The organism is Streptomyces luteogriseus (assembly GCF_014205055.1).
Taxonomy (GTDB): domain Bacteria; phylum Actinomycetota; class Actinomycetes; order Streptomycetales; family Streptomycetaceae; genus Streptomyces; species Streptomyces luteogriseus.
On the sequence record NZ_JACHMS010000001.1, the window covers coordinates 3,140,792 to 3,164,409 of the forward strand.

General features: G+C 72.3%; 23 protein-coding genes. 6 read left to right on the forward strand and 17 right to left on the reverse strand.

Annotated elements, in window-relative coordinates; translation table 11 throughout:
• Positions 1–28: 28 nt before the first annotated feature.
• Both BJ965_RS13400 and BJ965_RS13405 read right to left on the reverse strand, forming a co-directional pair.
• On the reverse strand, positions 29–709 hold the full coding sequence (locus BJ965_RS13400; RefSeq protein ID WP_184908848.1) for a hypothetical protein: 681 nt from the start codon (positions 707–709) through the stop codon (positions 29–31).
• Positions 710–822: 113 nt separating this feature from the next.
• Positions 823–2,970, reverse strand: coding sequence for an ABC transporter family substrate-binding protein (locus tag BJ965_RS13405; protein ID WP_184908849.1), 2,148 nt, complete (start codon positions 2,968–2,970; stop codon positions 823–825).
• 288 nt (positions 2,971–3,258) lie between these two features.
• Between BJ965_RS13405 and BJ965_RS13410 the strand changes: the two genes are divergently transcribed.
• The 4 genes from BJ965_RS13410 to BJ965_RS13425 are packed head-to-tail and all read left to right on the forward strand — an operon-like array spanning position 3,259 to position 7,175.
• On the forward strand, positions 3,259–3,549 hold the full coding sequence (locus BJ965_RS13410) for a hypothetical protein (protein ID WP_062928894.1): 291 nt from the start codon (positions 3,259–3,261) through the stop codon (positions 3,547–3,549).
• 57 nt (positions 3,550–3,606) lie between these two features.
• Positions 3,607–4,443: a hypothetical protein gene (locus BJ965_RS13415; RefSeq protein WP_184908850.1), complete on the forward strand. Its 837-nt coding sequence runs from the start codon at positions 3,607–3,609 to the stop codon at positions 4,441–4,443.
• A gap of 18 nt (positions 4,444–4,461) precedes the next feature.
• Positions 4,462–6,402 (forward strand): fumarate reductase/succinate dehydrogenase flavoprotein subunit, encoded by a 1,941-nt coding sequence (locus BJ965_RS13420; protein WP_184908851.1) that lies wholly within the window; start codon positions 4,462–4,464, stop codon positions 6,400–6,402.
• Positions 6,399–7,175: a succinate dehydrogenase/fumarate reductase iron-sulfur subunit gene (locus BJ965_RS13425; protein WP_184908852.1), complete on the forward strand. Its 777-nt coding sequence runs from the start codon at positions 6,399–6,401 to the stop codon at positions 7,173–7,175. Before BJ965_RS13420 ends, BJ965_RS13425 begins: the two co-directional genes overlap by 4 nt.
• On the opposite strand, the gene BJ965_RS13430 is transcribed toward BJ965_RS13425, so the two are convergent.
• The 9 genes from BJ965_RS13430 to BJ965_RS13470 form a co-directional block, all read right to left on the reverse strand.
• Positions 7,150–8,145, reverse strand: a complete 996-nt coding sequence (locus BJ965_RS13430; RefSeq protein ID WP_184908853.1) for a phosphotransferase family protein — start codon at positions 8,143–8,145, stop codon at positions 7,150–7,152. The genes BJ965_RS13425 and BJ965_RS13430 overlap by 26 nt on opposite strands.
• Entirely contained in the window at positions 8,142–9,233 is a 1,092-nt protein-coding gene (locus BJ965_RS13435; protein WP_184908854.1) for a glycosyl hydrolase family 18 protein, read from the reverse strand. Before BJ965_RS13435 ends, BJ965_RS13430 begins: the two co-directional genes overlap by 4 nt.
• Positions 9,234–9,352: 119 nt before the next feature.
• The gene (locus tag BJ965_RS13440; RefSeq protein ID WP_184908855.1) at positions 9,353–11,989 is read right to left on the reverse strand and encodes a SpoIIE family protein phosphatase; all 2,637 of its coding nucleotides are present in this window, start codon (positions 11,987–11,989) and stop codon (positions 9,353–9,355) included.
• A gap of 255 nt (positions 11,990–12,244) precedes the next feature.
• Complete coding sequence (locus tag BJ965_RS13445; protein WP_184908856.1) at positions 12,245–12,685, reverse strand: ATP-binding protein; 441 nt, start codon at positions 12,683–12,685, stop codon at positions 12,245–12,247.
• 124 nt (positions 12,686–12,809) lie between these two features.
• Positions 12,810–13,265 carry a (deoxy)nucleoside triphosphate pyrophosphohydrolase gene (locus BJ965_RS13450; protein ID WP_184908857.1) on the reverse strand — a complete coding sequence of 152 codons (456 nt, stop codon included), beginning with the start codon at positions 13,263–13,265 and terminating at the stop codon, positions 12,810–12,812.
• Between the two features lie 245 nt (positions 13,266–13,510).
• On the reverse strand, positions 13,511–13,705 hold the full coding sequence (locus tag BJ965_RS13455; RefSeq protein ID WP_184908858.1) for an SPOR domain-containing protein: 195 nt from the start codon (positions 13,703–13,705) through the stop codon (positions 13,511–13,513).
• A gap of 341 nt (positions 13,706–14,046) precedes the next feature.
• Positions 14,047–14,799, reverse strand: coding sequence for a GntR family transcriptional regulator (locus tag BJ965_RS13460; RefSeq protein ID WP_030842776.1), 753 nt, complete (start codon positions 14,797–14,799; stop codon positions 14,047–14,049).
• A 147-nt stretch (positions 14,800–14,946) separates the two neighbouring features.
• A complete protein-coding gene (locus BJ965_RS13465) occupies positions 14,947–16,068 on the reverse strand; it encodes a DUF4190 domain-containing protein (protein ID WP_184908859.1) in 1,122 nt (373 codons plus the stop codon).
• Between the two features lie 226 nt (positions 16,069–16,294).
• Positions 16,295–16,756, reverse strand: coding sequence for a hypothetical protein (locus BJ965_RS13470; protein WP_184908860.1), 462 nt, complete (start codon positions 16,754–16,756; stop codon positions 16,295–16,297).
• A gap of 246 nt (positions 16,757–17,002) precedes the next feature.
• Here BJ965_RS13470 and BJ965_RS13475 point away from each other — a divergent pair, with 246 nt between their 5' ends.
• Entirely contained in the window at positions 17,003–17,224 is a 222-nt protein-coding gene (locus BJ965_RS13475) for a DUF2283 domain-containing protein (protein WP_184908861.1), read from the forward strand.
• A gap of 7 nt (positions 17,225–17,231) precedes the next feature.
• On the opposite strand, the gene tgmB is transcribed toward BJ965_RS13475, so the two are convergent.
• From tgmB to BJ965_RS13505, 6 genes are all read right to left on the reverse strand, one after another.
• The gene (gene tgmB / locus BJ965_RS13480) at positions 17,232–18,164 is read right to left on the reverse strand and encodes an ATP-grasp ribosomal peptide maturase (RefSeq protein ID WP_184908862.1); all 933 of its coding nucleotides are present in this window, start codon (positions 18,162–18,164) and stop codon (positions 17,232–17,234) included.
• Between the two features lie 13 nt (positions 18,165–18,177).
• The gene (gene tgmA, locus BJ965_RS13485) at positions 18,178–18,369 is read right to left on the reverse strand and encodes a putative ATP-grasp-modified RiPP (protein WP_031110112.1); all 192 of its coding nucleotides are present in this window, start codon (positions 18,367–18,369) and stop codon (positions 18,178–18,180) included.
• 220 nt (positions 18,370–18,589) lie between these two features.
• A complete protein-coding gene (locus BJ965_RS13490) occupies positions 18,590–19,351 on the reverse strand; it encodes a hypothetical protein (protein ID WP_246545892.1) in 762 nt (253 codons plus the stop codon).
• Positions 19,336–20,070: an RNA polymerase sigma factor gene (locus BJ965_RS13495; protein WP_184908863.1), complete on the reverse strand. Its 735-nt coding sequence runs from the start codon at positions 20,068–20,070 to the stop codon at positions 19,336–19,338. Before BJ965_RS13495 ends, BJ965_RS13490 begins: the two co-directional genes overlap by 16 nt.
• Before the next feature lie 308 nt (positions 20,071–20,378).
• Positions 20,379–20,651 (reverse strand): hypothetical protein, encoded by a 273-nt coding sequence (locus tag BJ965_RS13500; RefSeq protein ID WP_184908864.1) that lies wholly within the window; start codon positions 20,649–20,651, stop codon positions 20,379–20,381.
• Between the two features lie 223 nt (positions 20,652–20,874).
• The gene (locus tag BJ965_RS13505) at positions 20,875–21,384 is read right to left on the reverse strand and encodes a MarR family winged helix-turn-helix transcriptional regulator (protein WP_184908865.1); all 510 of its coding nucleotides are present in this window, start codon (positions 21,382–21,384) and stop codon (positions 20,875–20,877) included.
• A 90-nt stretch (positions 21,385–21,474) separates the two neighbouring features.
• Between BJ965_RS13505 and BJ965_RS13510 the strand changes: the two genes are divergently transcribed.
• Complete coding sequence (locus tag BJ965_RS13510) at positions 21,475–23,586, forward strand: MMPL family transporter (protein WP_184908866.1); 2,112 nt, start codon at positions 21,475–21,477, stop codon at positions 23,584–23,586.
• The last annotated feature ends 32 nt before the right edge of the window (positions 23,587–23,618 follow it).

Here is a 23,618-nt window from a genome sequence, read left to right on the forward strand (position 1 = left end):
CCCCGCTTCGGCCTGGACGGCCTCGTCCTCAAGCGCCGGACGGGCTGGGACTGTCAGTCCCGGCCTGTTCGCAAGCGTGCCGGGCGACCGCCCTGGCCAGGGCCGAGTCCGGGCGCTCGTCGCAGTCGGTCAGGCCCGCGATGTCGACCGTCCAGTTCCGGGCGTGGCCGGAGACCGCCCTGCCGTCCGGGCAGGTGTAGCGGAAGTCCGCCGACACCTCCCTCACTCCGGCGTACTGGACGAACTCACCCGCCGCGCGAGGCGTGACGCGGTCGTTGTCGAGTTCCGGGGCTGGTTGCCGGACGTCGGTGAACGACCAGGTCTCGTCCGCCTCCGCCAGGGTGCGCGCCTCGGAGTCGATCTCGCCGGTCTTCTTGCCGAGCGAGAAGAGGATCTCCGCGGACGACGGGGCCGGTCCGTCGCCCCGCACCGAGGGGCTCGGGGTGTACACGCGCCGCATCGGGTTCCGCAGGGCGCCGCCGCCCTTGCCGAGCCGCTCGGGGTCGGAGACACCGGTCAGCCGGTCCCGCTCGGTGAGGTGGGACCAGGTGAAGGTGCCGTTCGCGCAGGCCGTCGCCACGGGCTTGTCGGTCTTGCGGCCCTGGTCGGCCTTGTCCTCGCCCGCGCCCCCCGTACACGCCCCCAGCCCCGTCACCAGCACCCCGACGACCAGTCCGGCCCCGCAGACCCGTCCCACCGTGCCGCGCATCCGACTGCCCCCGTCCCCCGTGCACGGACGCCCGGCGTCCGCACCATGATCGCTGCTGATCTCATGGTGCGGACGCCGGGCGGGGGCGGCAAGGCGTTTGAGCGTTCCCAGAGCTACCGGGTGGGCGAGCCCTTGGCCGACGGGCCCGACGCGGGCTTCGCGCCCTTCTTCAGGAAGCCCATGTCCTCGTAGACCGGTGTGCCGAAGCCGAAGGCGCCGGTGTTGACCAGGTTCTTGCGGGCCGCCATGAGCTGGGGGCGCTGGAAGAGGGGGATCGAGCCGGCCGCCGCCCAGATGCGGGAGTCGGCCTTGCGGAGCAGGGAGCGGGACTCGCCCTCGTCGAGGGTGGCCACGGCCTCGTCGAAGAGCTGGTCGACCTGGTCGGTGCCGACGCGGGTGTAGTTCTGCTCGACGTTCAGCGAGCCGTCGGCGGCCGGGACGGGCTTGGCGTAGACGGGGCGGGCATCGGTGGCGGGGAAGGCCGTGGCGGGCCAGGAGTACAGGGCGAGGTCGTACTGGCCGGAGGCGATGTGGTCCTTGAAGTAGGACTCGTCGGAGACCTTGGAGATCTCGGTGCCGATGCCGACGCGCTCCAGCATCCGGGAGATGCGGTCCGCGACCGTGCGCAGCGTCTGGGAGCCGGGCCCGGAGGGGAGCACGAAGCGGAGGGTGAGGGGCTTGCCGTTCTTGGCGAGCGGGGCGGCCTCCTGGTTCGCCGGGGCCGCGGTGCCCTTGGGGGCGTACGCGCCGGGGGCGCCGCCCTGGTGCGGGGCCTTGTACTGCCTGCCGTCCTGGGCGAGGTGCCCCGCGGGGTCGGGGCCGTGCTGGGCCTTGTCGTCCTCGCCGGTGTCGTCGGCCGCCCCGCCCTCGGGGCCGGCGGCCTTCTCCTTCTTCTTCTCCTCCTTGACCGGGCCGCCGCGCACCCACCCGGCGTCCGCGAGCAGCGCCTGGGCCTCCTTGGTGTCCTGGTCGCCGAGGGCGCCGCTATTGTCGGCGTAGGCGGCCTGGCCGGACAGGGCGAGGTGGCTGCCGACCGGGACGGCGGGCAGGCCGAGGGGCCCCAGGACGACCTGGGCCAGTTCCTTGCGGTCCAGGGCGCGGGCGACGGCCCTGCGGACGCGTTCGTCGGTGAGCGGGCCCTCGGCGCCGTTCAGGGCGAGCTGGGTGTAGGCAGGCTCCAGGGACTTGCGGACCTCGAAACCGCCGAGGGCCTGCTGCTGCCGGGCGTACCTGACGGTGGTCTTGCGCAGCTTCTTGCGGGCGACGGTCTCCTCGTCGGCGGCGTCCTCGTCGGAGCCGTTGGCGACGGCCCAGGACTCCAGGGAGTCCGCGGCGGACCGGTCGGCGCCCGGGCCCATCAGGGGGCTGCCGGAGGCCCGGGGGCGGGCGGCGACGGTGATGCGACGGGCCGCGGAGGGGTCGATCTCGGCCAGGTCGAGGCTGCCGGCGGCCAGCTCCGCGGCCCGCTTGTCGCGCGGGACGGTGCGCAGCACGATCTCGGAGAGCTTGGCCGGCTCGCCCCACCAGCGCGGGTTGCGGGCGAGGGTGATCTCCCCGTCCTCGCGGTCGGTCTTCTTCACCGTGAAGGGCCCGGCGGTGACCTTGAGCTTCTTGCGGGCCCCGTCGTTGAAGGAGTCCGGGGTGCCCATGACGTCCTTCGGGTACAGCGGCGAGAACAGCGAGCGCCAGTCCGCGTAGGGGCGGCTGAAGGTGACCCGGACCTCCAGGGCGTCGTCGCCGCGCTCGATCTTCTGGATGCGGTCGTAGCCGGCGTTGCGGGCGGTCCAGTACGCGGTGTCCTTGCCGGACAGGGCGCGCCACTGGGCGGCGAAGTCGGCGGCGCCGATCTCCCGGCCGTCGCTCCAGACGGCCTGCTGGTTGAGCTTGTACAGGACGACCTGCTTGGGCTCGGTGTCGACGACCTTGGCGGACTCCAGGTAGTCGGGGTTGCGCTCCGGGCGGCCGGAGGCGTCCATGCGGAACATCGACGGCAGGACGGCCTGGGCGACGCGGGTGGTGGTGGCGTCGGCGTCCGACTGGAACGTGTTCAGCGTGTCGGGAACGGAGTCGACGGCCCAGCGCAGGGTGCCTCCGTCGGTGATCCGGTCGCGGGGTGCGGGCTGGATGTCCTGCCCGGCGAGCGGCTTGCCGGACGGGTCCTCGGAGCCGCATCCGGCGAGCGCGGGCACCGCGAGCACTCCCGCGGTGAGGAAGGCGACCGAGCGCATGACCGCGCGCGGGCCGACGCCGTGCTGGGACATCTGTGCTACCTCCGGGAAGCCGCGGGCGTTATGATCACTTTTGGCGGTATTTGGAGTTCATCTGATGTATGCGGCCACTGAAGAGGAAAGGGTTCGGCAACACAGGGCGACACGGCGGTCACGGACGGGAAGCCACTCGTGCGGCCCAACGCACCGCACGGTGCACCCACACGCCTCGGCCAATCGATGCACATCCCTTCACAGCACAAGGTGTGACGCGCAACACTCGCAGGCGCATGAACGTTGCCGCCTTGGGCCACGAAGGACCCGCGGAAGTGAGGGCAAGTCATGTCCGTTCACGACGAACTGACGTCAGTCCAGCGCAGTCTCGACGAAGTGTTCCGATCGCTGGGACGCCTGGAGAAGCAGCTCGGCACCGGCGGCCTGGAGATGCGCCGCGTCCGTGCCGACGCCAACCACCTGCGCGAGAGCGTCGCCCTGCTGCGCGACGCCGCCGCGTCACCGGCCGCACCGACCCGCCCCGAGCTGGTCACCATCTCGGACACGCCGTACGACTCCGCCCTGTGGAGCGACTCGGACGACGAGGGGCTCGGCGCCCGGGACCGGCGCGCTCCCTGACCCGGGAAGGAGTCGAGCGCGACCGGCACCTCCCCCGAACCCGACCGGAGTCGTCACGTGGCCACTGGTACGGAACCTCCTGCCACCGAACCCAGACCCGAGAGCGGCGGTGTGCGGGGCGCTGCGCGGGCCGCGATCGCCGCCCCGCATCTGCGCACCGACCGCTGGTGGCTGGCCCCGGCCGGCACGGCCGCGGGCCTGCTCGCCTTCATCGTCTACTCGACCTGGCGGGCCTTCGCCGACGCCCACTACTACGCGGCGCCCTACGTCTCGCCCTTCTACTCCCCGTGCCTGGCGGAGCGCTGCGAGCCGATGAGGTCCGGCCCGAACTGGGAGATCTTCGGGAGCTGGTGGGGCATCTCGCCCGCGATCATCATCCTGATCTTCCCGCTCGGCTTCCGCCTGACCTGCTACTACTACCGCAAGGCCTACTACCGGGGCTTCTGGGCGTCCCCGCCGGCCTGCGCGGTGGCCGAGCCGCACAAGAAGTACAGCGGAGAGACCCGCTTCCCGCTGATCCTGCAGAACATCCACCGGTACTTCTTCTACGCCGCGCTCCTCGTCGCCGGGATCCTCACGTACGACACCGTGCTCGCCTTCCGCGACGAGACCTACGCATGGGGCCACATGGGGCTCGGCACGCTCGTGTTCCTGGTCAACATCGTGCTGATCTGGGCGTACACGATCTCCTGCCACTCCTGCCGGCACATCGTCGGCGGCAAGCTCAAGCACTTCTCCCGGCATCCCGTGCGCTACCGGATGTGGCAGTGGGCGGGGAAGCTCAACGCCCGGCACATGCAGCTCGCCTGGGCGTCACTGGTGAGCGTGGCGCTCGCCGACTTCTACGTCTACCTGGTCGCGTCCGGTGCCTTCGACGATCCGCGCTTCTTCTAGAGGGATGGGACCTTATCGATGTCCGTGGTCGACCGGCAGGAGTGGGACGTCGTCGTGGTGGGCGCGGGCGGTGCGGGCCTGCGCGCCGCCATCGAGGCCCGTGAGCGGGGCGCCCGTACGGCCGTGATCTGCAAGTCGCTGTTCGGCAAGGCGCACACGGTGATGGCCGAGGGCGGCATCGCCGCGGCGATGGCCAACGCCAACGAGAACGACTCCTGGCAGACGCACTTCCGCGACACCATGCGCGGCGGCAAGTTCCTCAACCAGTGGCGGATGGCCGAGCTGCACGCCCAGGAGGCGCCGCAGCGGGTGTGGGAGCTGGAGACCTGGGGGGCGCTGTTCGATCGCACCAAGGACGGCCGGATCTCCCAGCGCAACTTCGGCGGCCACGAATACCCGCGCCTCGCGCACGTCGGCGACCGCACGGGCCTGGAGCTGATCCGCACGCTCCAGCAGAAGATCGTCGCGCTGCAGCAGGAGGACTTCAAGGAGACCGGCGACTACGAGTCCCGGCTGAAGGTCTTCCAGGAGTGCACCGTCACGCGTGTGCTGAAAGAGGGCGGCCGGGTCTCCGGGGTGTTCGCCTACGAGCGCGAGTCGGGCCGCTTCTTCGTGCTGGAGGCGCCCGCCGCGGTGATCGCCACCGGCGGCATCGGCAAGTCCTTCAAGGTGACGTCGAACTCGTGGGAGTACACGGGCGACGGCCACGCGCTGGCCCTGCTCGCGGGCGCTCCCCTGCTGAACATGGAGTTCGTGCAGTTCCACCCGACCGGCATGGTCTGGCCGCCGTCGGTGAAGGGCATCCTCGTCACCGAGTCGGTGCGCGGCGACGGCGGGGTGCTGCGCAACTCCGACGGCAAGCGGTTCATGTTCGACTACGTCCCCGACGTCTTCAAGGACAAGTACGCCGAGACGGAGGAGGAGGGCGACCGCTGGTACGACGACCCGGACCACAACCGGCGCCCGCCCGAGCTGCTCCCCCGTGACGAGGTCGCGCGGGCCATCAACGCCGAGGTCAAGGAGGGGCGCGGCTCGCCGCACGGGGGTGTGTTCCTCGACGTGTCGACCCGGATGCCCGCCGAGGTCATCAAGCGCCGGCTGCCGTCGATGTACCACCAGTTCAAGGAGCTGGCGGACGTCGACATCACGGCCGAGGCGATGGAGGTCGGGCCCACCTGCCACTACGTGATGGGCGGGATCGCGGTCGAGTCCGACACGGCGGCGGCGCGCGGGGTGCCCGGTCTGTACGCGGCCGGTGAGGTGGCCGGCGGCATGCACGGCTCCAACCGGCTCGGCGGCAACTCCCTGTCCGACCTGTTGGTGTTCGGCCGCCGGGCCGGCCGGCACGCGGCCGAGTACGCGGCGGGGGCGGCCGGGGCGCGGCCCGTGGTGGACGACGTCCAGATCGACGCGGCGGCAGCGGAGGCACTGCGGCCCTTCTCGGCCGAGGCGGAGATCGAGCAGCCGGCGGGCGGCCCGCCGGAGAACCCGTACACGCTGCACCAGGAACTCCAGCAGACGATGAACGACCTGGTCGGCATCATCCGCCGCGAGGCGGAGATGGAGCAGGCGCTTCAGAAGCTGGCCGAGCTGCGGCTCCGGGCGCGCCGGGCCGGGGTCGAGGGGCACCGGCAGTTCAATCCGGGCTGGCACCTCGCCCTGGACCTCAGGAACATGCTGCTGGTCAGCGAGTGCGTGGCGCGGGCCGCGCTGGAACGCACCGAGTCGCGCGGCGGGCACACGCGCGAGGACCACCCCGGGATGGACCGCGCGTGGCGGCGTATCAACCTGCTGTGCGCGCTCACCGACCCCACGGGCAGCCTGGCGGCCACGGACCCGGTCCGCGGCCAGATCACCCTCACCCGTGAGACCACCGAACCCGTCCGTGACGACCTGCTCGCCCTGTTCGACAAGGAGGAGCTGGTCAAGTACCTCGCCGAAGAGGAGCTCCACGAATGAGCGGCTACACGGCCCACTTCAAGGTGTGGCGCGGCGACGTGAGCGGCGGCGGCCTGGAGGACTTCGAGGTCGAGGTCAACGACGGCGAGGTGGTGCTCGACATCATCCACCGCATCCAGGCCACCCAGGCGCCCGACCTCGCCGTGCGCTGGAACTGCAAGGCCGGCAAGTGCGGTTCCTGCTCGGCGGAGATCAACGGCCGCCCGCGGCTGATGTGCATGACGCGGATGTCGGTGTTCGGACGGGAGGAGACCCTCACGGTGACGCCGCTGCGGGCGTTCCCGGTCGTGCGCGACCTGGTCACCGATGTCGGCTTCAACTACGCCAAGGCCAGGGAGGTCCCGGCCTTCGTGCCGCCGGCCGGGGTCGGTCCCGGCGAGTACCGGATGATGCAGGAGGACGTGGACCGCTCGCAGGAGTTCCGCAAGTGCATCGAGTGCTTCCTGTGCCAGGACACCTGCCATGTGGTCCGTGACCACGAGGAGAACAAGCAGGCGTTCGCCGGGCCCCGTTTCCTGATGCGGGTGGCGGAGCTGGACATGCACCCGCTGGATGCGGCGTCGGAGGCGGGCCTGGACCGCAAGACCACCGCCCAGGACGAACACGGCCTCGGCTACTGCAACATCACCAAGTGCTGCACGGAGGTCTGCCCCGAGGGCATCAAGATCACGGACAACGCGCTGATCCCGCTGAAGGAGCGGGCGGTCGACCGCAAGTACGACCCGCTGGTGTGGCTTGGCTCGAAGATCAGGAGGCGCTCTTCAGCAGGCTGAGCGCCTGGTGGAGGTTGTGTTCCGCGATCTCCCGCATCCGGCCCGGGTGCGGGAAGTCGCCCTCGATCAGGGTCAGCGGGCCCGAGACCAGGCCGATGTGCATGGCCAGGCGGTACAGGCGCAGGCGGGTCTCGTCCAGGCCGGGAGCGCGCAGGGCGTCGTAGTGAGGGCCGAAGCGGAGCCGCAGGAAGACGTGCTCGTGCTCCACGTCGAAGTACATCAGGCCCTCGATGTCGATGAGCGCCGGGTGCCCGTCGGGCGTGAGCAGGACGTGGTCGGCCCCGAGTTCGCCGTGGACGAGAGTGTGGCGGTCACGGGGCCGGACCTCGGCGGCCAGGGCGTGGATCTCCCGCTCCAACTCCCGGCGTGCGGCGGCTGCGCGGGGCTCGCGCGCGGCGGCTTCGGCCACGGAGCGCAGGGCCCCTTCGGTGATGCGCTGTTCGCAGGAATCGCCGTATGAGGAACCGCCGTTGTCGACGAGGGCGACCTTCCCGAACCGGGGGCCGGTGTGGCTGTGCAGGGTGGCGAGCAGCCCGGCCATCCGCTCCATGGCCCGCGGGGCCCCGGCGGGGTCGCGGGCCAGGGCGTCCTCCAGGCTGCCGCCGGTGAGGTCCTCGACGACGGCCGCGTCCGCGGGCAGGTGCGTGTGCGTGGAGTCGGCGTACCGGAGGCGGGGGGTGCGGACACCGGCGGCGGTGAGCCGGTCGTGGGCCGCCGTGAACAGGCCGAGGCCCGTGCCGTGCGAGAAGACGTCCCGGGGGTCGGGGTCCGGCTGATCCCAGTAGTCCTCGTCGGCGGACCAGACGTAGGCGACGGCGGTGGAATCGTCGTCGAGGGTGAGGCGGTAGACGCCCTTCTTGGTGCCGCCGCGCAGGCGTTCCACGCCGGTGAGGGCGCGGTCCCGGCCCAGGGCGGCGCGGGCGAGGGGGGCGAGATCGGTGGCGGTGAGGGGGCGTCGGGTCGGGGTCACCGCACCCAGTCTTCCTTGTACGCACGCCAGTCCGCCTCGGTCGCGGCGAAGTCGATGTACAGCGCGACACCGAAGTTGGCCCGGTCGGCGTCGGTGCGGGACAGCCCGAGCCGTACGCCCCGTACGGCCGCGGGGACGGTCTCGGCGTGGCCCCAGTGGTCGAAGTTGCTCTCGTAGTAGAAGGGCAGCCCCATCAGCAGGTCGGTGGAGGGCGGGGTGACCTCCAGGGCGAGGGAGGTCTGCTGGGCGACGAAGCCGCCGTAGGTGCCCTCCAGGGGCTGGGCGGTGTCGTACGACATCACGGCGATCTGGTCGACGCGGCGGGCGACCTGGCCGAAGAACTCCTGCGACCACCACTTGGGGTGTTCGGTGAACAGGCCGAACACGGTGTGCAGGTGCGGGAGCGGGTCGATCTGGTGCGCGGCGACGGAGAGTTGCGCGTCACGGGAGCGGGTCTCGCGGCGCAGGGAGTCGAGAAGGGTGAGGAAGTCGCGGTCGCCGGACGGCATGGGTTCCAGGTCGATGTGAATGCCCTCGTAGCCGGTGTCCAGGACCTGGCGGGCGGAGCGGACGACGGCCGCGCGGGTGTCCGCGTCGTTCAGGAGCATGCCCTCGCTGTTCTCGGATGCGAGGACGTCACCGAGGAAGGCCTGGACGCGGACGCCGGGCAGTTTCTCGTGCACGGCGTCGATGAACCAGCGGGCCTTCGGATAGACCGACTTCGGGAGGGTTCCGTCGTGCTCCAGCGGGCCCGAGTGGACGTACAGGTCCCGGATGCCGGTGTCCTTCAGCCGCCGGGCCAGGGCGTCGACGTCGGCGTCCTTCTTCCGTCCGTCGACCCAGGCGTGGCCGAGCCAGAGGGCGTCGCGGTTCCTGGTGTACGTGCCGTCCGCCGGGTCGCCCGTGTAGTTGATGCGGAGGGCTGTCAGCACCGAGAGGAGGGGGAGCAGGAGAAGCAGGGGAAAGGCGATGGCCGCGCGTCTGACCCAGCGTCGCCGTCCCCTCGCGGGGGTCGTCTCCTCCGTACCCTCGGTACCCTCCGCGCCCTCGGCACCCTCCGTGCCCTCGGTACCCTCCGTGCCCTCCATGCCGTCTCCCCCCGGTGGTGCGATCGGTGTTGCCGGGGATGACGATCAGCACGGACGTTCGGTTGCGATCAACCGGGGTCTTCGGTGAGGTGCCGTACGTGCGGGTGGTCGTCGGTCTGTCAGAACAGACTCAACAAGGCCTCCGCCGGGTCCGTCAGGGTCGTGTCGCCTCCGGGCAGGGGGAGTTCGAACCACACCGTCTTGCCCCGGGGGGTGCGGCGGGAGCCCCACGCGGCGCTGAGGAGGCCGACGAGCTGGAGGCCGCGACCGCCCTCGTCGGTGTCGCGGGCGCGGCGGCGGCGCGGCTGGACCAGGCCGGAGTCCCAGACCTCGCAGACCAGGGTGCGGTCGAGCAGGAGACGCAGCCGGATGTCGCCCTCACCGTAGCGCAGGGCGTTGGTGACCAGTTCGCTGACCAGGAGTTCCGTCGTGTCGACCAGGGGTTCCATGTCCCAGGCGAGGAGCTGGGCGCGGGCGTACTCGCGGGCCCGGCCCACGCTGCGCGGCTCGCGCGGCAGGGTCCAGTCGCCGACGGAATCGGTGGGCAGCCCCTGTACACGTGCCATCAGCAGCGCGATGTCGTCCTCGCCGTGATGGGTGTCGAGGGTGTTGAGAACGTGGTCGCAGACGTCCTCCAACGGCTGGGTGGGATCGGAGAGCGCGCTGACGAAGGCCTGGAGGCCTTCGTCCAGGGGGTGGTCGCGGCTTTCGACCAGGCCGTCCGTGTAGAGCGCGAGCAGGGCGCCCTCGGGCAGTTCGACCTCGACCTCCTCGAAGGGCTCTCCTCCGACGCCGAGCGGCATGCCCGGCGGCACGTCGAGCATCAGCGCCGGCTCGCCCGGCTCGACCAGGACGGGCGGCAGATGGCCCGCGTTGGCGAAGGTGCAGCGCCGGGTGACGGAGTCGTAGACGGCGTAGACACAGGTGGCGAGGTACACCTCCGACAGGTCCGCCTCGCGGGGACGGCGTGCCGCCCTGGTCGCCTGCTGGACGCCCCCGGGGGCGCCCAGGCCGCGGGCGATCTCGTCCAGCTGGGAGAGCACCTCGGCCGGTTCCAGGTCGAGCTGTGCCAGGGTGCGGACCGCCGTGCGGAGTTCGCCCATGGCGACGGCGGCGCGCAGGCCGCGGCCCATGACGTCGCCGACGACCAGCGCGGTGCGGTGCCCGGGGAGTTCGATGACGTCGAACCAGTCGCCGCCGACCTCGCTGGGCCGCCCGGTGTTGACGTTGCCGGGCAGGTAGCGGCAGGCGATGTCGAGGCCGGAGGCCTCCGGGTCGCCGGGCGGGAGCAGGGACCGTTGCAGTATCAACGCGCGTTCGTGCTCGCGGCGGTACAGACGCGCGTTGTCGATGCAGACCGCGGCCCGCGCGGCCAGTTCCACGGCGAGGTCACGGTCCCGGTCGCCGAACGGCTCGCTGCCCTTCGTCCGGGCGAACTGCACGAGCCCGACGACCGTGTCGTGGGCGACCATCGGCACGGCGAGCGTGGACTGCACGAGTCCGCCGTCCTCGCCCGGGACGGTCTGGGGGCGGGCCGTGCGCAGGGCGTCCGCGCAGGGCGAGTTGAACGGGTAGTGGTGGACGGCGCCGACCGCGACGGGCACGCCGGTGCCGGTGAAGGGCGCGTCGGAGACGGCGCTGGCGAACGCCACGCGGCGCAGTTCGGCGCTGCCGTCGGCGAGCCCGGGCGGGGTCTCGTCGCCGGCCAGCAGGCCCTGGTAGAGGTCGACCGTGGCCAGGTCGCAGAAGCCGGGGACGACGACGTCGAGGAGCTGGCGGGCCGTGGTCTCCAGGTCGAGGGAGTTGCCGATGCGGGCACCGGCCTCGTTCAGCAGGGCGAGGTTGCGCCGGGCGGCGGCGGCCTCGCGGGCGGCGGCGCGGCGGGCGGTGATGTCGGTGCCGAGCCAGGCCACGCCGATGGGGCGGCCCGAACCGCTGTGCACCCGGTAGAGGTTGACGGACCAGTGGCGGCGCTCGTCGGAGCCGGGCACGAAGCCCGTGACGTGCATGTCGGTGATGGAGTTGCCGGTCTCCAGGACGCGCCGCAGGGTCGCGGCGACCCGCTCGGCCTCGCCGCGCTGGAGGTAGTCGTGGACGCCCTTGCCGCGATGCTCGTCCGGCGTGCCGCCGAAGACGGACGCGAATCGATGGTTGGCACGGCGGACCCGCAGGTCGGGGTCGATCAGCAGGAACCCGAACGGGGATTGACCGAAAATGGCCTGCGAAGCGGCAAGGTCGGTCTCGATGGTACGCAGGGTGCGCACATCGACGACGATGCAGACGGCGGCCTTCTCACCCTCCTCGGTGCGCGTCGGCATGACGTACACCTCGGCGAGCCCTTCGTGCCCGCACTCCCCCTCGACGCCCCTCGGCATCCGGAAGGGCACGACCCCGGTCCACTCGCGGCCGTCGAGGATCTCGGCCATCTTGCGCATGCCGCGCTCGCGGTGACGCGGGTCGATGAACGCCTCGATGGGGTCCATGCCGACGGCGCGGTCGGCGGCGATGCCGAAGAGGTGCTCGGCGCGCAGGCTCCACTGCTCGACCAGCCCGTCGGGCCCGATGGAGAAGGAGGCGACCCTGATGTAGTCGTAGATGGATCCGGGGGGACTGCTCTGCCACATGGCGTCCCCGGTCCGCACCCCGTCGGCCGCGAGCGCACCTCCCACCACGGAGGCCAGGCCGTCGGCAGCCCTCGCCCTCGCGCCCTCCGACGGGTCCTCGGACTCCGTGGCCTTCGCTGGTATCTCGCTCACGCGAACCGTCCCCTCCAGCTCACCGCGTCCGGCACCGGTCACCGGGGGCGGCTGCCCGCAGTATCCAGCACTACGGTACCGCACAACACGGTGTTCACGATCACAGCACGGTCCCGATGGTTTTCGGTCCGGACCGTGACAACACTTCCAGTCTTCTAACCAGGGGACACGTCGTCGAACCCCGTAGGCCGGCAACCGCCACTGGCCTGAACCAATCGCTCTACAGCGGTAAGACGTACGTACACCGGATTTTCACTACGGCACCGCGAGTTCGAACCACACCGTCTTGCCCGCGGCACCGGGCCGGGTGCCCCAGCGGCGCGAGGAGGAGGCCACCAGATGCAGTCCTCGGCCGCCCTCGTCCTCCAGGCGGGCGGCGCGCTCGCGGGGCGGGTCCGGCAACGGGTCGGAGACCTCCACCAGGAGGACGCCACCCAGGCCGGAGGGGCGTACGAGGCGGACCCCGATGGGGCCCGTGGCGTGTCGCAGGGCGTTGGTGACCAACTCGCTCACCAGCAGGGCGGCGAGGTCGGCGAGGCTGTCGAGGCCCCACTCGCGGAGTTGGCCGCGCACGGCCTGGCGGGCGGTGCGCACGGCACCCGGGTCGTCCGGAAAGCTCCACTCGGCGCAGTCACCTTCGGTGTCGATCACGCCGATCACTTCCCAGGCAGGAGCCCCGCCCATGTCCGGTTTCATGGGGTTAATGGGCACATACCCGATATTCGGGGTGAATTACCGCGCGGGGCAGCGCGCTGTGGCACGAAAGGCGCAGGGGTGTCCGTACGGCGGCGCGACGAGAGCCGCACGCCCCTGGCCGACTTCAGGCGCCGGGCGCTTCGGGCCCGCCGGCGCCGCGCCCGGGCGAGGGAAGGCCTTCCAGGGCTCCCAGATGCGCGAGGGCCTGCCGTACGGCCGGGACGTCCTGGTCCAGCCAGGGCACGTCCCAGATCTCGTCGGGGCCGAGCCAGCGCAGTGCGTCGTGGTCCTGGAGGGGTTCGGGGGCGGCGGAGCCGGGGCGCAGCCGGGCGGTCCACACGTGCAGGACGTACGGCGCCCTGAGGGGCCACTCCCCCGGGACGCGCCCGCCCACCTCGGCGTCGACGCCGAGTTCCTCGCGCAGCTCCCGTGCGAGCGCCGCCTCGGCCGTCTCCCCGGGCTCGACCTTGCCGCCCGGCAGCTCCCAGCGCCCGGCCAGCTCGACGGGCGCGCTGCGCCGGGCGGCCAGCAGCCGCCCGTCCTCGACCAGCGCGGCCCCTACGACGATCCGCTCACTCATGCGGGGAGCCTACGGGAGCCCCCGCCGGCCTCCGGGGCCTGCTCGACGTCTCCGCGGGGCCCTTCACGGTGGTCAGCCGTTCTGCCCTTCACGGTGGTCAGCCGCTCTGCCGTTCACGGTGGTCAGCCGTGCACCTCGTCACGGTGGTCAGCCGTGTACCTCGTCACGGTGGTCAGCCGTGTACCTCGTCACGGTGGTCAGCCGTGCATCCCGTCACGGTGGTCAGCCGTGTTCCTGCCACGCGGTCAGTCGCGGGCCATGGCCGACCCGTTCTGACCGAGCCGCTCGACCCAGTACAGCTGCTTGTGGCCGCGACCGTCGAGGCTGTCCGCGATCTTCTGGGCCTCGGCCCGGGTCGCGTACCGGCCCACGCGGTAGCGGTTGCCGTTGTCGTCCTCTCGTATCACGAGCCAGGGAAGAGTGACCGTGCTGTCGTTCATCGCGCCCCTCCACGTCCCGCTCGCGGCCTGTGCCGTACCCCACCCGCCAAGGAAACCGCAATGCGCATATGCCCGACCCTACGCCTAACCTTCACGCAGCGAATACGCCTTTTCACAAAGAGGTACGCAACCAGCCAGAACGCAGGGGGCGCACGTCGGCGAACGCGCCGTCGGCGCACCTCGGCGCAACCGGCCCTGGACAAGCCCCGGATACGACCGTCGACCTGGGCCAACGGCGGCAGGCACCGGGGCACGCGCCGCCCCGGTCCGCGACGGTGCGCACGGCGGGCGTGTGAGCGGGGCGCGCGGGGTGCGCGCCGCGGGGCGGATGTGAGCGTTCGCTACTTGACCGGAAGGTGGTAGGCGACCCGGTACCGATCGGCCGGGACGACCACGTCGGCCGTCTCCACGGGGCGGCCGGAGGCGTAGAACGTGCGCTGGATGACCAGCACCACATGGCCCGGGACGCCACCGAGGACGAGCAGCTCCTCGGCGAGGCCGGGGCGGGCGCCGACCTCCTCCGTGACGTTGTCCACGATCACGTCGATGGCGCGCATGCGCTCCACGACGCCCATGCCGCCGACCGGCCCCTCCTCCGGCAGCATCACGGGTGTACGCCCCGTGACGGTGAGGGGCTCCCAGGACGTGGAGAGCATCATCGCCTCACCGCCCTCGCGGTAGAGGTACCGCGTGCACATGACCCGCTCGCCCGGCTCGATGCCCAGCCGCTCGGCGACCGCGACGCTCGCCTCGGACTGCTCACTGCTGGACTCCCAGGTGCCGCGGCCCTCGCCGTCGGCCTGCTCCTGGCGGAACGGTGTGGCGCCTCCGGTCGGGCGGTAGCCGGAGCGGGAGATGCGCCGGGGCACGGGCCGCTCACGCACATACGTCCCCGAGCCGGAACGACCCTCGACCAGGCCTTCCGCCATGAGCACCTTGCGGGCCTCCAGCGCGACCGTGTCCGAGACCCCGTACTCCTGGCGGATTCTGGCCTGGGAGGGGAGGCGGGTGTGCGGTGGCAGCTGACCGTCGACGATCTTCTTGCGGAGATCACCCGCGACGCGCAGGTACGCCGGCTGCTCACCGAATGTCACTGGCCGCTCCCATCAGGTTGTACAGACAGCAACAGCGTGGCAACCGTAGGTTGTGCGGTGCAAGCAAAGGCCAGAGAATCACTCGATGTGATGACAAGGAGCCCCTGAGGGCTTTACGCAGGCGGTTTCTCCCCGCTATGGCCGCCGTCACACCTGCGCTTCGGCGGTGTCTTCCTCTTCCTCCCCGGAGGCGGGCGGGGTCGCCGCCAGACCGAGGGCCTTGCGCGCCGTGACGGTCGCCGGGCCGTCCACGGACCCGTACGCCTTGTCGTAGTGCGCGAAGTACGTGTCCGCGTCGGGCGCGGTGCTCGCCCTGCGCCACTCCTCGCGGGCGTCCTCCATGTCCTCGACCAGGCCGGCGAGGGGCTTACGGACGCCGGCCGGCCAGGAGTGCCCGCGCAGGGCCTCGATCTGCTCGCCGAGCACGTCGTGGACCTGGCCGGCCCAGGCCCGGTGGGCGGCCAGGTCGTCCTCGGGGCTCTTCTCGGGCTCCTCGTGGAGCGCCGTGTCGAGGGCGTTGGCCGTCGAGAGGAGGACGACCTGGTCGGTGTCGAGGGTGGTGGGGTCGGCGCGCAGGGAGCCGGTCAGCTTGAGCCCGGCCTCGGTGTCGCCGAAGAGGCAGGTGATCGCGCGGTCGCCGAAGCGCCAGCTCTCCCGGGACGGCAGCAGGTAGTACACGTCGACGTCGGCCGGCATGGCCCAGGTGTCCATCGCGTACTGGTCCTGGAGGGCGTAGCACTTCTCGGCGGCGACGTCGGTGATCTCTCCCTCACCCGGGAAGGCGCCGCCGGGCAGTGTGACGACCGCGAACACCTCGGCGTCGTGCCGGCCCTCGCACGGCACCCGGTCGACGTCGTAGGTGTCCCCCTCCAGCCCGCCGGGCGCGTCGAAGCAGTCGCCCTTGTCCAGCGACAGGACCTCGTTGCCCCGTCGCGCGCCGTCCTTGAACCCCTCCCAGACCTCGGACGCGGCGCCCGTGGACAGCACGGCCACCCACAGCACGATCCCGACGGCCGACAGCACGGACCCCGCGATCGCCAGCCCCCGCCCGCTCTGCCCGGACCGCCGGATCTGCCACAACGCGATCAGCCCCAGCACGAGCCCGGCTGCGGGCAGGAAGCAGAGCACGCCGAGCACCAGCGCGGCGACGGCGAGCGCGTTGACGGAGACCGGGGTGCCGTGGGGGCGGTGGGCCTGCGGCCAGTCGGCAGGGGGCGGGCCGTACGGGCCCTGGGGGTACCGGCTCCCAGGGGGCGGGGGTATCGACACGGGTAGGTGCTCCTGGCTGGGACGGTGGGCGGGTCCGTCGTACGGCTCGCCCGCATCGTAGGGGCGGAGCGACGGGGGCGGAATACGGTCGATGCGCGCGACTGTGACGCGGGCGGAATGCGGTCGATGCACGCGACGGTACGGGCGGCGAATCGGTTGACGGCCCGCCGGTCCTCGCGGCCGGGTGGCTCGGCGGCCCCACGCCGTTCGTGAGGGACGAGGGCGGTCACGTCGCGGGTTCCGGTGGAACGACGCGTGTCCGTCGCCGCGCGGCAGGTGGGCCCGTTCGCGCAGGCCCACCAGGCAGTGGCCGCCGCCGGGAGGGCCGGCCGGGCGGGGAGGCGGCCGGGGGCGGAGTTGTGCACCTCGGCGTGCAGGCGGCCGCGCAGCGCAGCCGTACCCGCGCCCGCGCGCCCGGGGCGTGCTTGCGGATGTTGGTCAGCGCCTCCCGCACCGTGCGGTACGCGGCGCGTTCGACCGGCTCGGGCACCGGGACCGGGGGCAGCGACACGTCGAGGTCCACCGTGAGGCCGCTGTCGCGGACCAGGTCCGTGAGGTCGGCCAGTCCGGCCCCCGGGGCGCCCTGCGCGTCGGGGTCTCCCGCCGTGCGCAACAACCATACGAGGTGGCGCAGTTCGGTGAGGGTCCGGGCCGAGAGTTCGTGGATCGTCCGGGCCATCGTCCGCATGTCCGTGTCCCGTCGTCACCAGGCGGCTGCTGCTCTCCCAAGGTGTCAAGAGCATCTCCAAGCACGCGGCCCAGCGCGGCATCAGCCAGGAGATGGTCGCGCGTACGGTGAAGTCCCGCAAGAAGACCAAGGGCAGGTCGCCGGGTACGTGGAAGTACACCACCGGCAAGATCTGGGTCGTGACCAACATGGCCGGCGACGTCGTGTCCGCCGGCCGCAACCGAGCCCGTTCCCGAGAGGCGAAGCATGCACGTCGACTACGACCGCGAGAACGACACCGCGTATGTCTCTCTCGTCGCGCACATCGCGGACGGCGCCGCCGTCCGCCAGATCCCCGTCGACGGGGTCGGGGCGGACGCCGAGGTGTTCCTCGACGTGGACGCGTCGGGGCGGCTGCTCGGCATCGAGGTGATCGGTGCGGGTGGAGCTCTGCCGGTGGAGGTACTGGAGCAGGCCTCCACGGGCTGACGCCGGGTCAGGCCCGGCCGGGCCGGGCCAACCACCGGGCGACCGCCTCCGAGATCGGCTGCCCGGTGTCCAGCTCCACGAAGCCGAACTGGCCGCTCTGGTTGCACTCGAGAAACCACCAGAAGCCGTCCTCGTCCTCCGCGAAGTCGAAGGCGGCGTACGCCAGACCCGCCATCTCGACGTAGTCGTGCACCGACGTACGGATGCGGTCGGGCACCGGAACCGTCTCCCAGGTGTGCTCGGTGCCGCCGTAGCGTCCGTCCACCTGGTCCGGTTCGGCCGTCTTCCGCGCCGCGAACAGCCTGCTGCCGACGCAGGTCAGGCGGATGTCCGCGTGCTTGGGGACGTACCGCTGGAGCAGCGCGGGACCGGCCGCGACGCCGGAGAAGTCCGAGTCGGGTCCGATCAGGGTCGTGGGCAGGGCCATCGCGGGTTCACCGGGCGGCGGCCCCGAGGCGGACTTCACCACCACCTCCCCGTACTCCTCGGCGAACTGCCGTGCCAGGCCCGGGAAGGTGGTGATGACCGTCGGCGGTACGGCGAAGCCGCTGAGGTGGGCGGTTCTCAGCTGCCACGGTTTCAGCCGGGCCCGCTCCGCGTCGCGCGGGTGGTTCATCCAGCGTGCGGAAGCCGAGTAGAGCATCCCGAACAGGGCCTGGCGGGTCTCGGCGGTCAGCCATGCGGAGGGCTCGTCCGCGTGCGCGGCCGGCTCGCCGGGCCTGCGCACCCACACGGAGCGCAGACCTCCCATGCTGACCACATGCCCGTTCGCCGACAGCAGGCCCTCGAAGTCACCGTGCGCGTAGTGGGCGGACAGCACGGTGCTGACCGGCAGGTCGGCGGGGTCCAGCCGCATGACGGGCACCGCCGCGTCGTGGAGTCTGGTCACGACCAGGTCGGCGGTGACGTCGTCTTTGGCCGTGAGGATCAGTACGGTCATGCCGTCACGGGCGTCAGTCGTCGAAGTGTGTTTTGGAGCCCGCGGTGGACGCCGTCGTCCCGACCGCCAGCAGGAGGTCCGGGTCGCTGACCGCCGGGCGGCCGTCGGGGAGCACGTTCAACTGGAGCGCGTCGTCGAAGCGGTAGGGCGGTACCGCCGTCGGAAGTGACGTGGGTCGCGCGTAGTTGAGGGTGAACGGTCGCACTCGAAGCCTCCGGGTTCGCGCACTGCCCGCATGTGGTGCCACGCGCGTACCCCGCACGAGGACGCATTCATCACGTCTCATCCACATCACCGGCATTACGTCGTCCAATTCCTTCACTACTTACACACCGAAAGTGGCGCCGGAATCGTCACAGGGGTCCACCTGAGGCCGTGCCGGACAGGGCCGGCGCGGTCATTCGGCGGCGGTGGAGCGGCAGGGGTCACTCGCCCTTGCCGCCGCCCGGGCGGCCGTTGCCGACGCTTCCCTTGCCCGTCGTGCCCCTGTTCCCGGCCGCGCCCGCTCCCGCGCCGGGGTTCACCACGACGTCGCCGGGCTTTCCCGGGTCGCCGGATCCGCCCGGCGCGGCCGTGGACCGCGCCAGCCGCTCGGCGCAGTACGCGTCGACCTCGTCCTCGCCGCCCGCCGCGGCGACGAGCCGCTGCCAAGCGGTCGCCCCGAGCGCCGTTCCCCGGCCCTCGACCCGCTCGTAGGCGCGGCATTGGGCCGCGGTGTCCGGGGCGGATGACGGGCCGCCCCGCCCCGGACCGTCCGAGGGGACCTGCGTGGCCTGGCCGCCCGACCGGGCGGGGGCGGGGGCGGAGGAGGGCGCCGTCCCGCCGGTGCCGTTCGCGGGCGAGCCCACGGAACCGATGGCCGCGACCGCGACTCCGCCCAGCGCGATGCTGGTGAACACGGCGGCAGCCGTGGTCTTCACGGGGCGGCCGGTACGCCCCGGGGCGGGCAGCCGCCAGTCGTCCCGGTGCCGGGTACGCGCTCCGTGTGCTCCCGCGTCGCGGGCGGTCCGGAAGGCGGCCACAGCGCGGCGCTCGGCCTCGGGGCCGGGGTCGTCCGCGGTGAGGGCGGCGGTCAGGACCGCGCGCAGCGCGGTGTCGTCACGCGGGCCCCACGGACCGTCCGCGGCGTCGCCGGGGTGCACACGTCGACGGCCCGTCGCTCCGCCGCGGCTCAGCCGATCACCCATGTCCGTCGTCCGTTCCTGCCTGAGCTGTTCGATGGGTCCGCAACGCCGGCCCTGGACGCCGGACTGTCCGGCCACTGACGTCGTGACCGACGTCGACCTTCCAGCGTCTTCGGCGCGTCATCCGTCACACCCTCGCCGGCTTCCGGGTCGGGACCCAGCCGGCGGGCGAGGCGTTTCAGGCCCCGGTACGTGGCGGTGCGCACCGCACCGGGGCGCTTGCCGAGGACGCGCGCGGCGGCGGGGCCGTCCAGGCCGACGACGACGCGCAGGAGCACGGCCTCGGCCTGGTCGCGCGGCAGCCCGCGGACCAGTTCCAGGGCCCGAGTGGTGGAGATGCTTTCCAGGGCCTGTTCCTGGGTGCTGTGCGGGCCGGGCAGCTCCAGCACGTCCTGTTCGAGCGCGCCGGGCCGTGGGCGCGATCGCTGGCGGCGCACATGGTCCAGTGCCCGGTGCCGGGCGATGGTGGCCGTCCAGCCGCGGAAGCCGTCCCCGTCTCCCTTGAACCGTCCGAGGTCCCGGGCGATCTGCAACCAGGCGTCGGACGCCACGTCCTCCGCGTCGTCGCCCACGAGCCCGCGCAGATAGCCGAGCAGGGCCGGCTGCACGAGCCGGTAGGCGACCGCGAAGGCCGCCTCGTCACCCTGCTGGGCCCGCGCCACGGCCTCGCCCAGCTCGCCGTCGTGGGCCTGCGCGTAGCGCGATTGCCGTTCCTGACCCAAGACCGTCCTCGTTCGCACCGGGGTTCATGGCGAGTCCGTGCCGGCCGACGCGCCCCGTTCGCTGCGGCACCCTCATGGAGACAAGCGCGCGTCCTCACGGAAGTGTCACAGCGCACCAGGCGTCCCTCACATCTCATCGGGCCCCGGTGACGTTCAGCGCGAGCCGTGCGCTGTGTGAGTGACCGTCCCGGACCACTCTCCGTGCCGCACCTGACTCCCCCCGGGAGCGGGACGGAGAGGGACGGGGGGCCGGGCTCCGTCCACTGCACGGAGCCCGGCCGCCCCCGACACGCCCTGCGTCCCGCCGGTCAGCCCCGATCGTCGACACGCACAGGCCGGTCGTCGCGCAGTCCGGCGAAGAGCCGCTGCGCCTTCGCCGCGTCCCACTCGAGGGCACTCCGGCCGGCCGGGCCGGGCCCGGGCCCGGCCACGGGGACGTTCAACTGCCCGCCCCCGCCTCCCGAGGCGCTCTTCATCGCCCTGAACAGCGAGACGAGGCCGGACAGTTGCATGTCCTTGTCCACGACGAGGGTGTCCAGTCCCGCGCCCAGGGCGGGGTACGTACGGAACGGATCGAGCATGACCCCCGGCGCGGCGGTCTTGCGGGCGAGGGCCGAGAGAGCCCGGCCGCCCGGCTCCGGCGCGTGGACAGTGCTTTCCGACGGAGCCTGAGCCGGGGTCGGGGCAGGACCCGGAGGCGGAACAGGAGCCTGGGTCGGAACAGGATCCGGATACGGGTACGGCCCTTGACCGAGATCGCCGTAGCCCCCTTGGCGCTACGAGTCGTGCCCGCCGGGCCGAGCCTCAGTCGGAGCTCCGGCGCAGGAGGGCGAGTTCCGCGTTCATCTCGGCGAGGAACCGGACGACCACGTCCAGTTCGCCGGGGCTGAACCGGCCCCGGGCCGCGTCGGTGCTGCGGGCCAGGGGACGGAAGTAGTCCCGGGCCACGCCCCGGGCCGTGTCGGCGTAGTGCAGGTGCACCACGCGGCGGTCGCCGGCGTCGCGGACCCGGCGGATGTGCCCGGCCCGCTCCAGCCGGTCGAGGCAGGCCGTCACCGCTCCGGACGTGAGGTTGAGCTGCCCCCGCAGACGGCCCGGCGTCATGGGTTCGCCCCCCGCGTCCGGGTCGGAGTCGGCGTCGAGGATCGCGATCAGGGCCTGCATGTCGGTGAGGTGCAGGCCCTGCTCCTGGGCGAACTCCTGGGCGATGCGGTTGAACTCGCTGTTCATCCGGCGCAACAAGACGGCGAAGGCCTGCAACCCGGTGGGGTCGTCCGCCGGAAGAGATGCCGTGGGTGCACCGGAGCCGCTCATGCCCCCCAGCCTAGTATCTCTCAATCATTGAGATACTTTATGAGTGAGTTACTTCTTCCGGTGGCTCACTTCCTACGGCTTGGGATGCGCATGAGAACCGCACTGCGTCGGGCCCGGTGGCTCGTACCGCTCGTCCTGCTCCTCGTCTGGCTGGGGGTGGGCGGAACGCTCGGCCCCTACGCGGGCAAGCTCGGCGAGGTCGCCACCAACGACCAGGCCGCCTTCCTGCCCCGGAGCGCCGAGTCCACCCGGGTGTTGGAGGCCCGCGCGGCCTTCGACCGGTCCGAGACCGTGCCGGCCATCGTGGTCTGGACGGCGGACGGGGCCCGGTTCACCGAGGACCGGCAGGCCGAGGCCACCCGGGCCGTCGCCGCGCTCGCCGGGAAGCCCGGCGTCGTGGGCCGCCCGTCGCCCGCCCTGCTCTCCGACGACCGCGAGGCGATACAGGCCGTCGTCCAGCTGGAGCCCGGCCTGGGCGACGAACTGCCCACCGTCCTCGACGCGGTGCGCGAGGCGGCCCGGGCCGTGCCGGGCACCACGGCGCAGATCGCCGGGCCCGCGGCCAGTCAGGCCGATCTGTCGGACGCTTTCGCGGGCATCGACGGACTGCTGCTGGGTGTGGCCCTCGGTGCCGTGCTGCTGATCCTGCTGCTGGTGTACCGGAGCGTGCTGCTGCCGTTCCTGATCATCCTGGGGTCGGTCTTCGCGCTGGGCCTCGCCTGTGCGGTCGTCTACGCCCTGGCCGACCGGGGCGTGGTCCGGGTCGACGGACAGGTCCAGGGCATCCTGTCGATCCTGGTGATCGGCGCCGCCACCGACTACGCCCTGCTGCTGGCCGCGCGCTTCCGTGAGGAACTCGCCCTGCGCGGGGACCGCTTCTCCGCCGCGGTGGCCGCCGTACGCCGCTCGTTCGGCGCGATCACCGCCAGCGCCGCCACCGTCGCGCTCGGCCTGCTGGCCCTGCTCGCGAGCGACCTCACCAACAACCGCGCCCTCGGGCCGGTCGGCGCCATCGGCATCGGCTGCGCCGTGCTCGCCACGCTCACCTTCCTGCCGGCCGCGCTGGCCCTGCTGGGCCGCACCGCCTACTGGCCGTCCCGGCCGAAGCCGCCGGAGGAGTCCGGGGAGGGAACCGGCGTGTGGCGCCGGGTCGCCAGGACGGTGAACGGCCGGCCGCGGCGGACCTGGGCGGTGACGGCGCTCGTGCTGGCCGCGTTCGCGGCCTTCTCGCCCTCCCTGTCCTCCAAGGGCGTGCCGCTCGACGAGATCTTCGTGAACGACGCGCCCTCGGTGGCCGCGCAGACGACGCTCGGTGCGCACTTCCCCGGCGGGTCCGGCAACCCGGCCGTCATCATCGCCGACGCCGGCCGCACCGCCGAGGTGACGGCCGCCGCACGGAGCACCGAGGGCGTGGCCTCCGCCGGCGCCGTCTCCGCCTCCGGCCGTCCCGGGGCGGGCAAGCCGCTCGTCGTCGACGGGCGCGTACGCATCGACGCCACCCTGAAGGCCGCGGCGGACAGCGACGCGGCCAAGGAGACGGTCGAGCGGCTGCGCACGGAGGTCCACGCGGTCTCCGGGGCCGACGCGCTGGTCGGCGGGTACACCGCGCAGCAGTACGACACCCAGCAGACCGCCGCCCGGGACCGGACGGTCATCGTGCCGATCGTGCTCGCCGTCATCCTGCTGATCCTGATGCTGCTGCTGCGTTCCCTGCTCGTGCCGGTGCTGCTGGTCGCGACCGTGGGGCTCAACTTCCTGGCGACGCTGGGGGTGTCGGCGCTGGTCTTCCAGCACCTGCTCGGGTTCAGCGGCACGGACGCGTCGGTGCCGCTGTACGGCTTCGTGTTCCTCGTGGCTCTCGGCGTCGACTACAACATCTTCCTCATGTCGCGGGTCCGTGAGGAGGCGCTGGTGCACGGCAACCGGCAGGGGGTGCTGCGCGGGCTGACCACCACCGGCGGGGTGATCACCTCGGCGGGTGTGGTGCTCGCCGCGACGTTCGCGGCCCTGATGGTGATCCCCCTGGCGTTCCTGGTGCAGATCGCGTTCATCGTCGCCTTCGGAGTGCTGCTCGACACGCTCGTCGTGCGCTCCCTGCTGGTGCCCGCGCTGATGATCGACATCGGACCCCGGGCGTGGTGGCCGAGCGTCCTGGCCCGAACGGACCCGCGGGGGCCGGACGGCGGTACCCCCTCCGGCTGAACCGTCGCCGGCGCCCGTGTCGCGCATCCGCC

Coding starts and splice junctions, on each gene's coding strand:
- BJ965_RS13450 (WP_184908857.1), bottom strand. CDS start 13,265: ATGAGTGAGCGGATCGTCGTAGGGGCCGCGCTGGTCGAGGACGGGCGG.
- BJ965_RS13425 (WP_184908852.1), top strand. CDS start 6,399: ATGAGCGGCTACACGGCCCACTTCAAGGTGTGGCGCGGCGACGTGAGC.
- BJ965_RS13475 (WP_184908861.1), top strand. CDS start 17,003: ATGCACGTCGACTACGACCGCGAGAACGACACCGCGTATGTCTCTCTC.
- BJ965_RS13420 (WP_184908851.1), top strand. CDS start 4,462: ATGTCCGTGGTCGACCGGCAGGAGTGGGACGTCGTCGTGGTGGGCGCG.
- BJ965_RS13505 (WP_184908865.1), bottom strand. CDS start 21,384: ATGAGCGGCTCCGGTGCACCCACGGCATCTCTTCCGGCGGACGACCCC.
- BJ965_RS13500 (WP_184908864.1), bottom strand. CDS start 20,651: ATGCTCGATCCGTTCCGTACGTACCCCGCCCTGGGCGCGGGACTGGAC.
- BJ965_RS13470 (WP_184908860.1), bottom strand. CDS start 16,756: ATGCGGACGATGGCCCGGACGATCCACGAACTCTCGGCCCGGACCCTC.
- BJ965_RS13400 (WP_184908848.1), bottom strand. CDS start 709: ATGCGCGGCACGGTGGGACGGGTCTGCGGGGCCGGACTGGTCGTCGGG.
- BJ965_RS13405 (WP_184908849.1), bottom strand. CDS start 2,970: ATGTCCCAGCACGGCGTCGGCCCGCGCGCGGTCATGCGCTCGGTCGCC.
- BJ965_RS13455 (WP_184908858.1), bottom strand. CDS start 13,705: ATGAACGACAGCACGGTCACTCTTCCCTGGCTCGTGATACGAGAGGAC.
- BJ965_RS13410 (WP_062928894.1), top strand. CDS start 3,259: ATGTCCGTTCACGACGAACTGACGTCAGTCCAGCGCAGTCTCGACGAA.
- BJ965_RS13445 (WP_184908856.1), bottom strand. CDS start 12,685: ATGAAACCGGACATGGGCGGGGCTCCTGCCTGGGAAGTGATCGGCGTG.
- BJ965_RS13435 (WP_184908854.1), bottom strand. CDS start 9,233: ATGGAGGGCACGGAGGGTACCGAGGGCACGGAGGGTGCCGAGGGCGCG.
- BJ965_RS13490 (WP_246545892.1), bottom strand. CDS start 19,351: ATGGGTGATCGGCTGAGCCGCGGCGGAGCGACGGGCCGTCGACGTGTG.
- BJ965_RS13510 (WP_184908866.1), top strand. CDS start 21,475: ATGAGAACCGCACTGCGTCGGGCCCGGTGGCTCGTACCGCTCGTCCTG.
- tgmB (WP_184908862.1), bottom strand. CDS start 18,164: ATGACCGTACTGATCCTCACGGCCAAAGACGACGTCACCGCCGACCTG.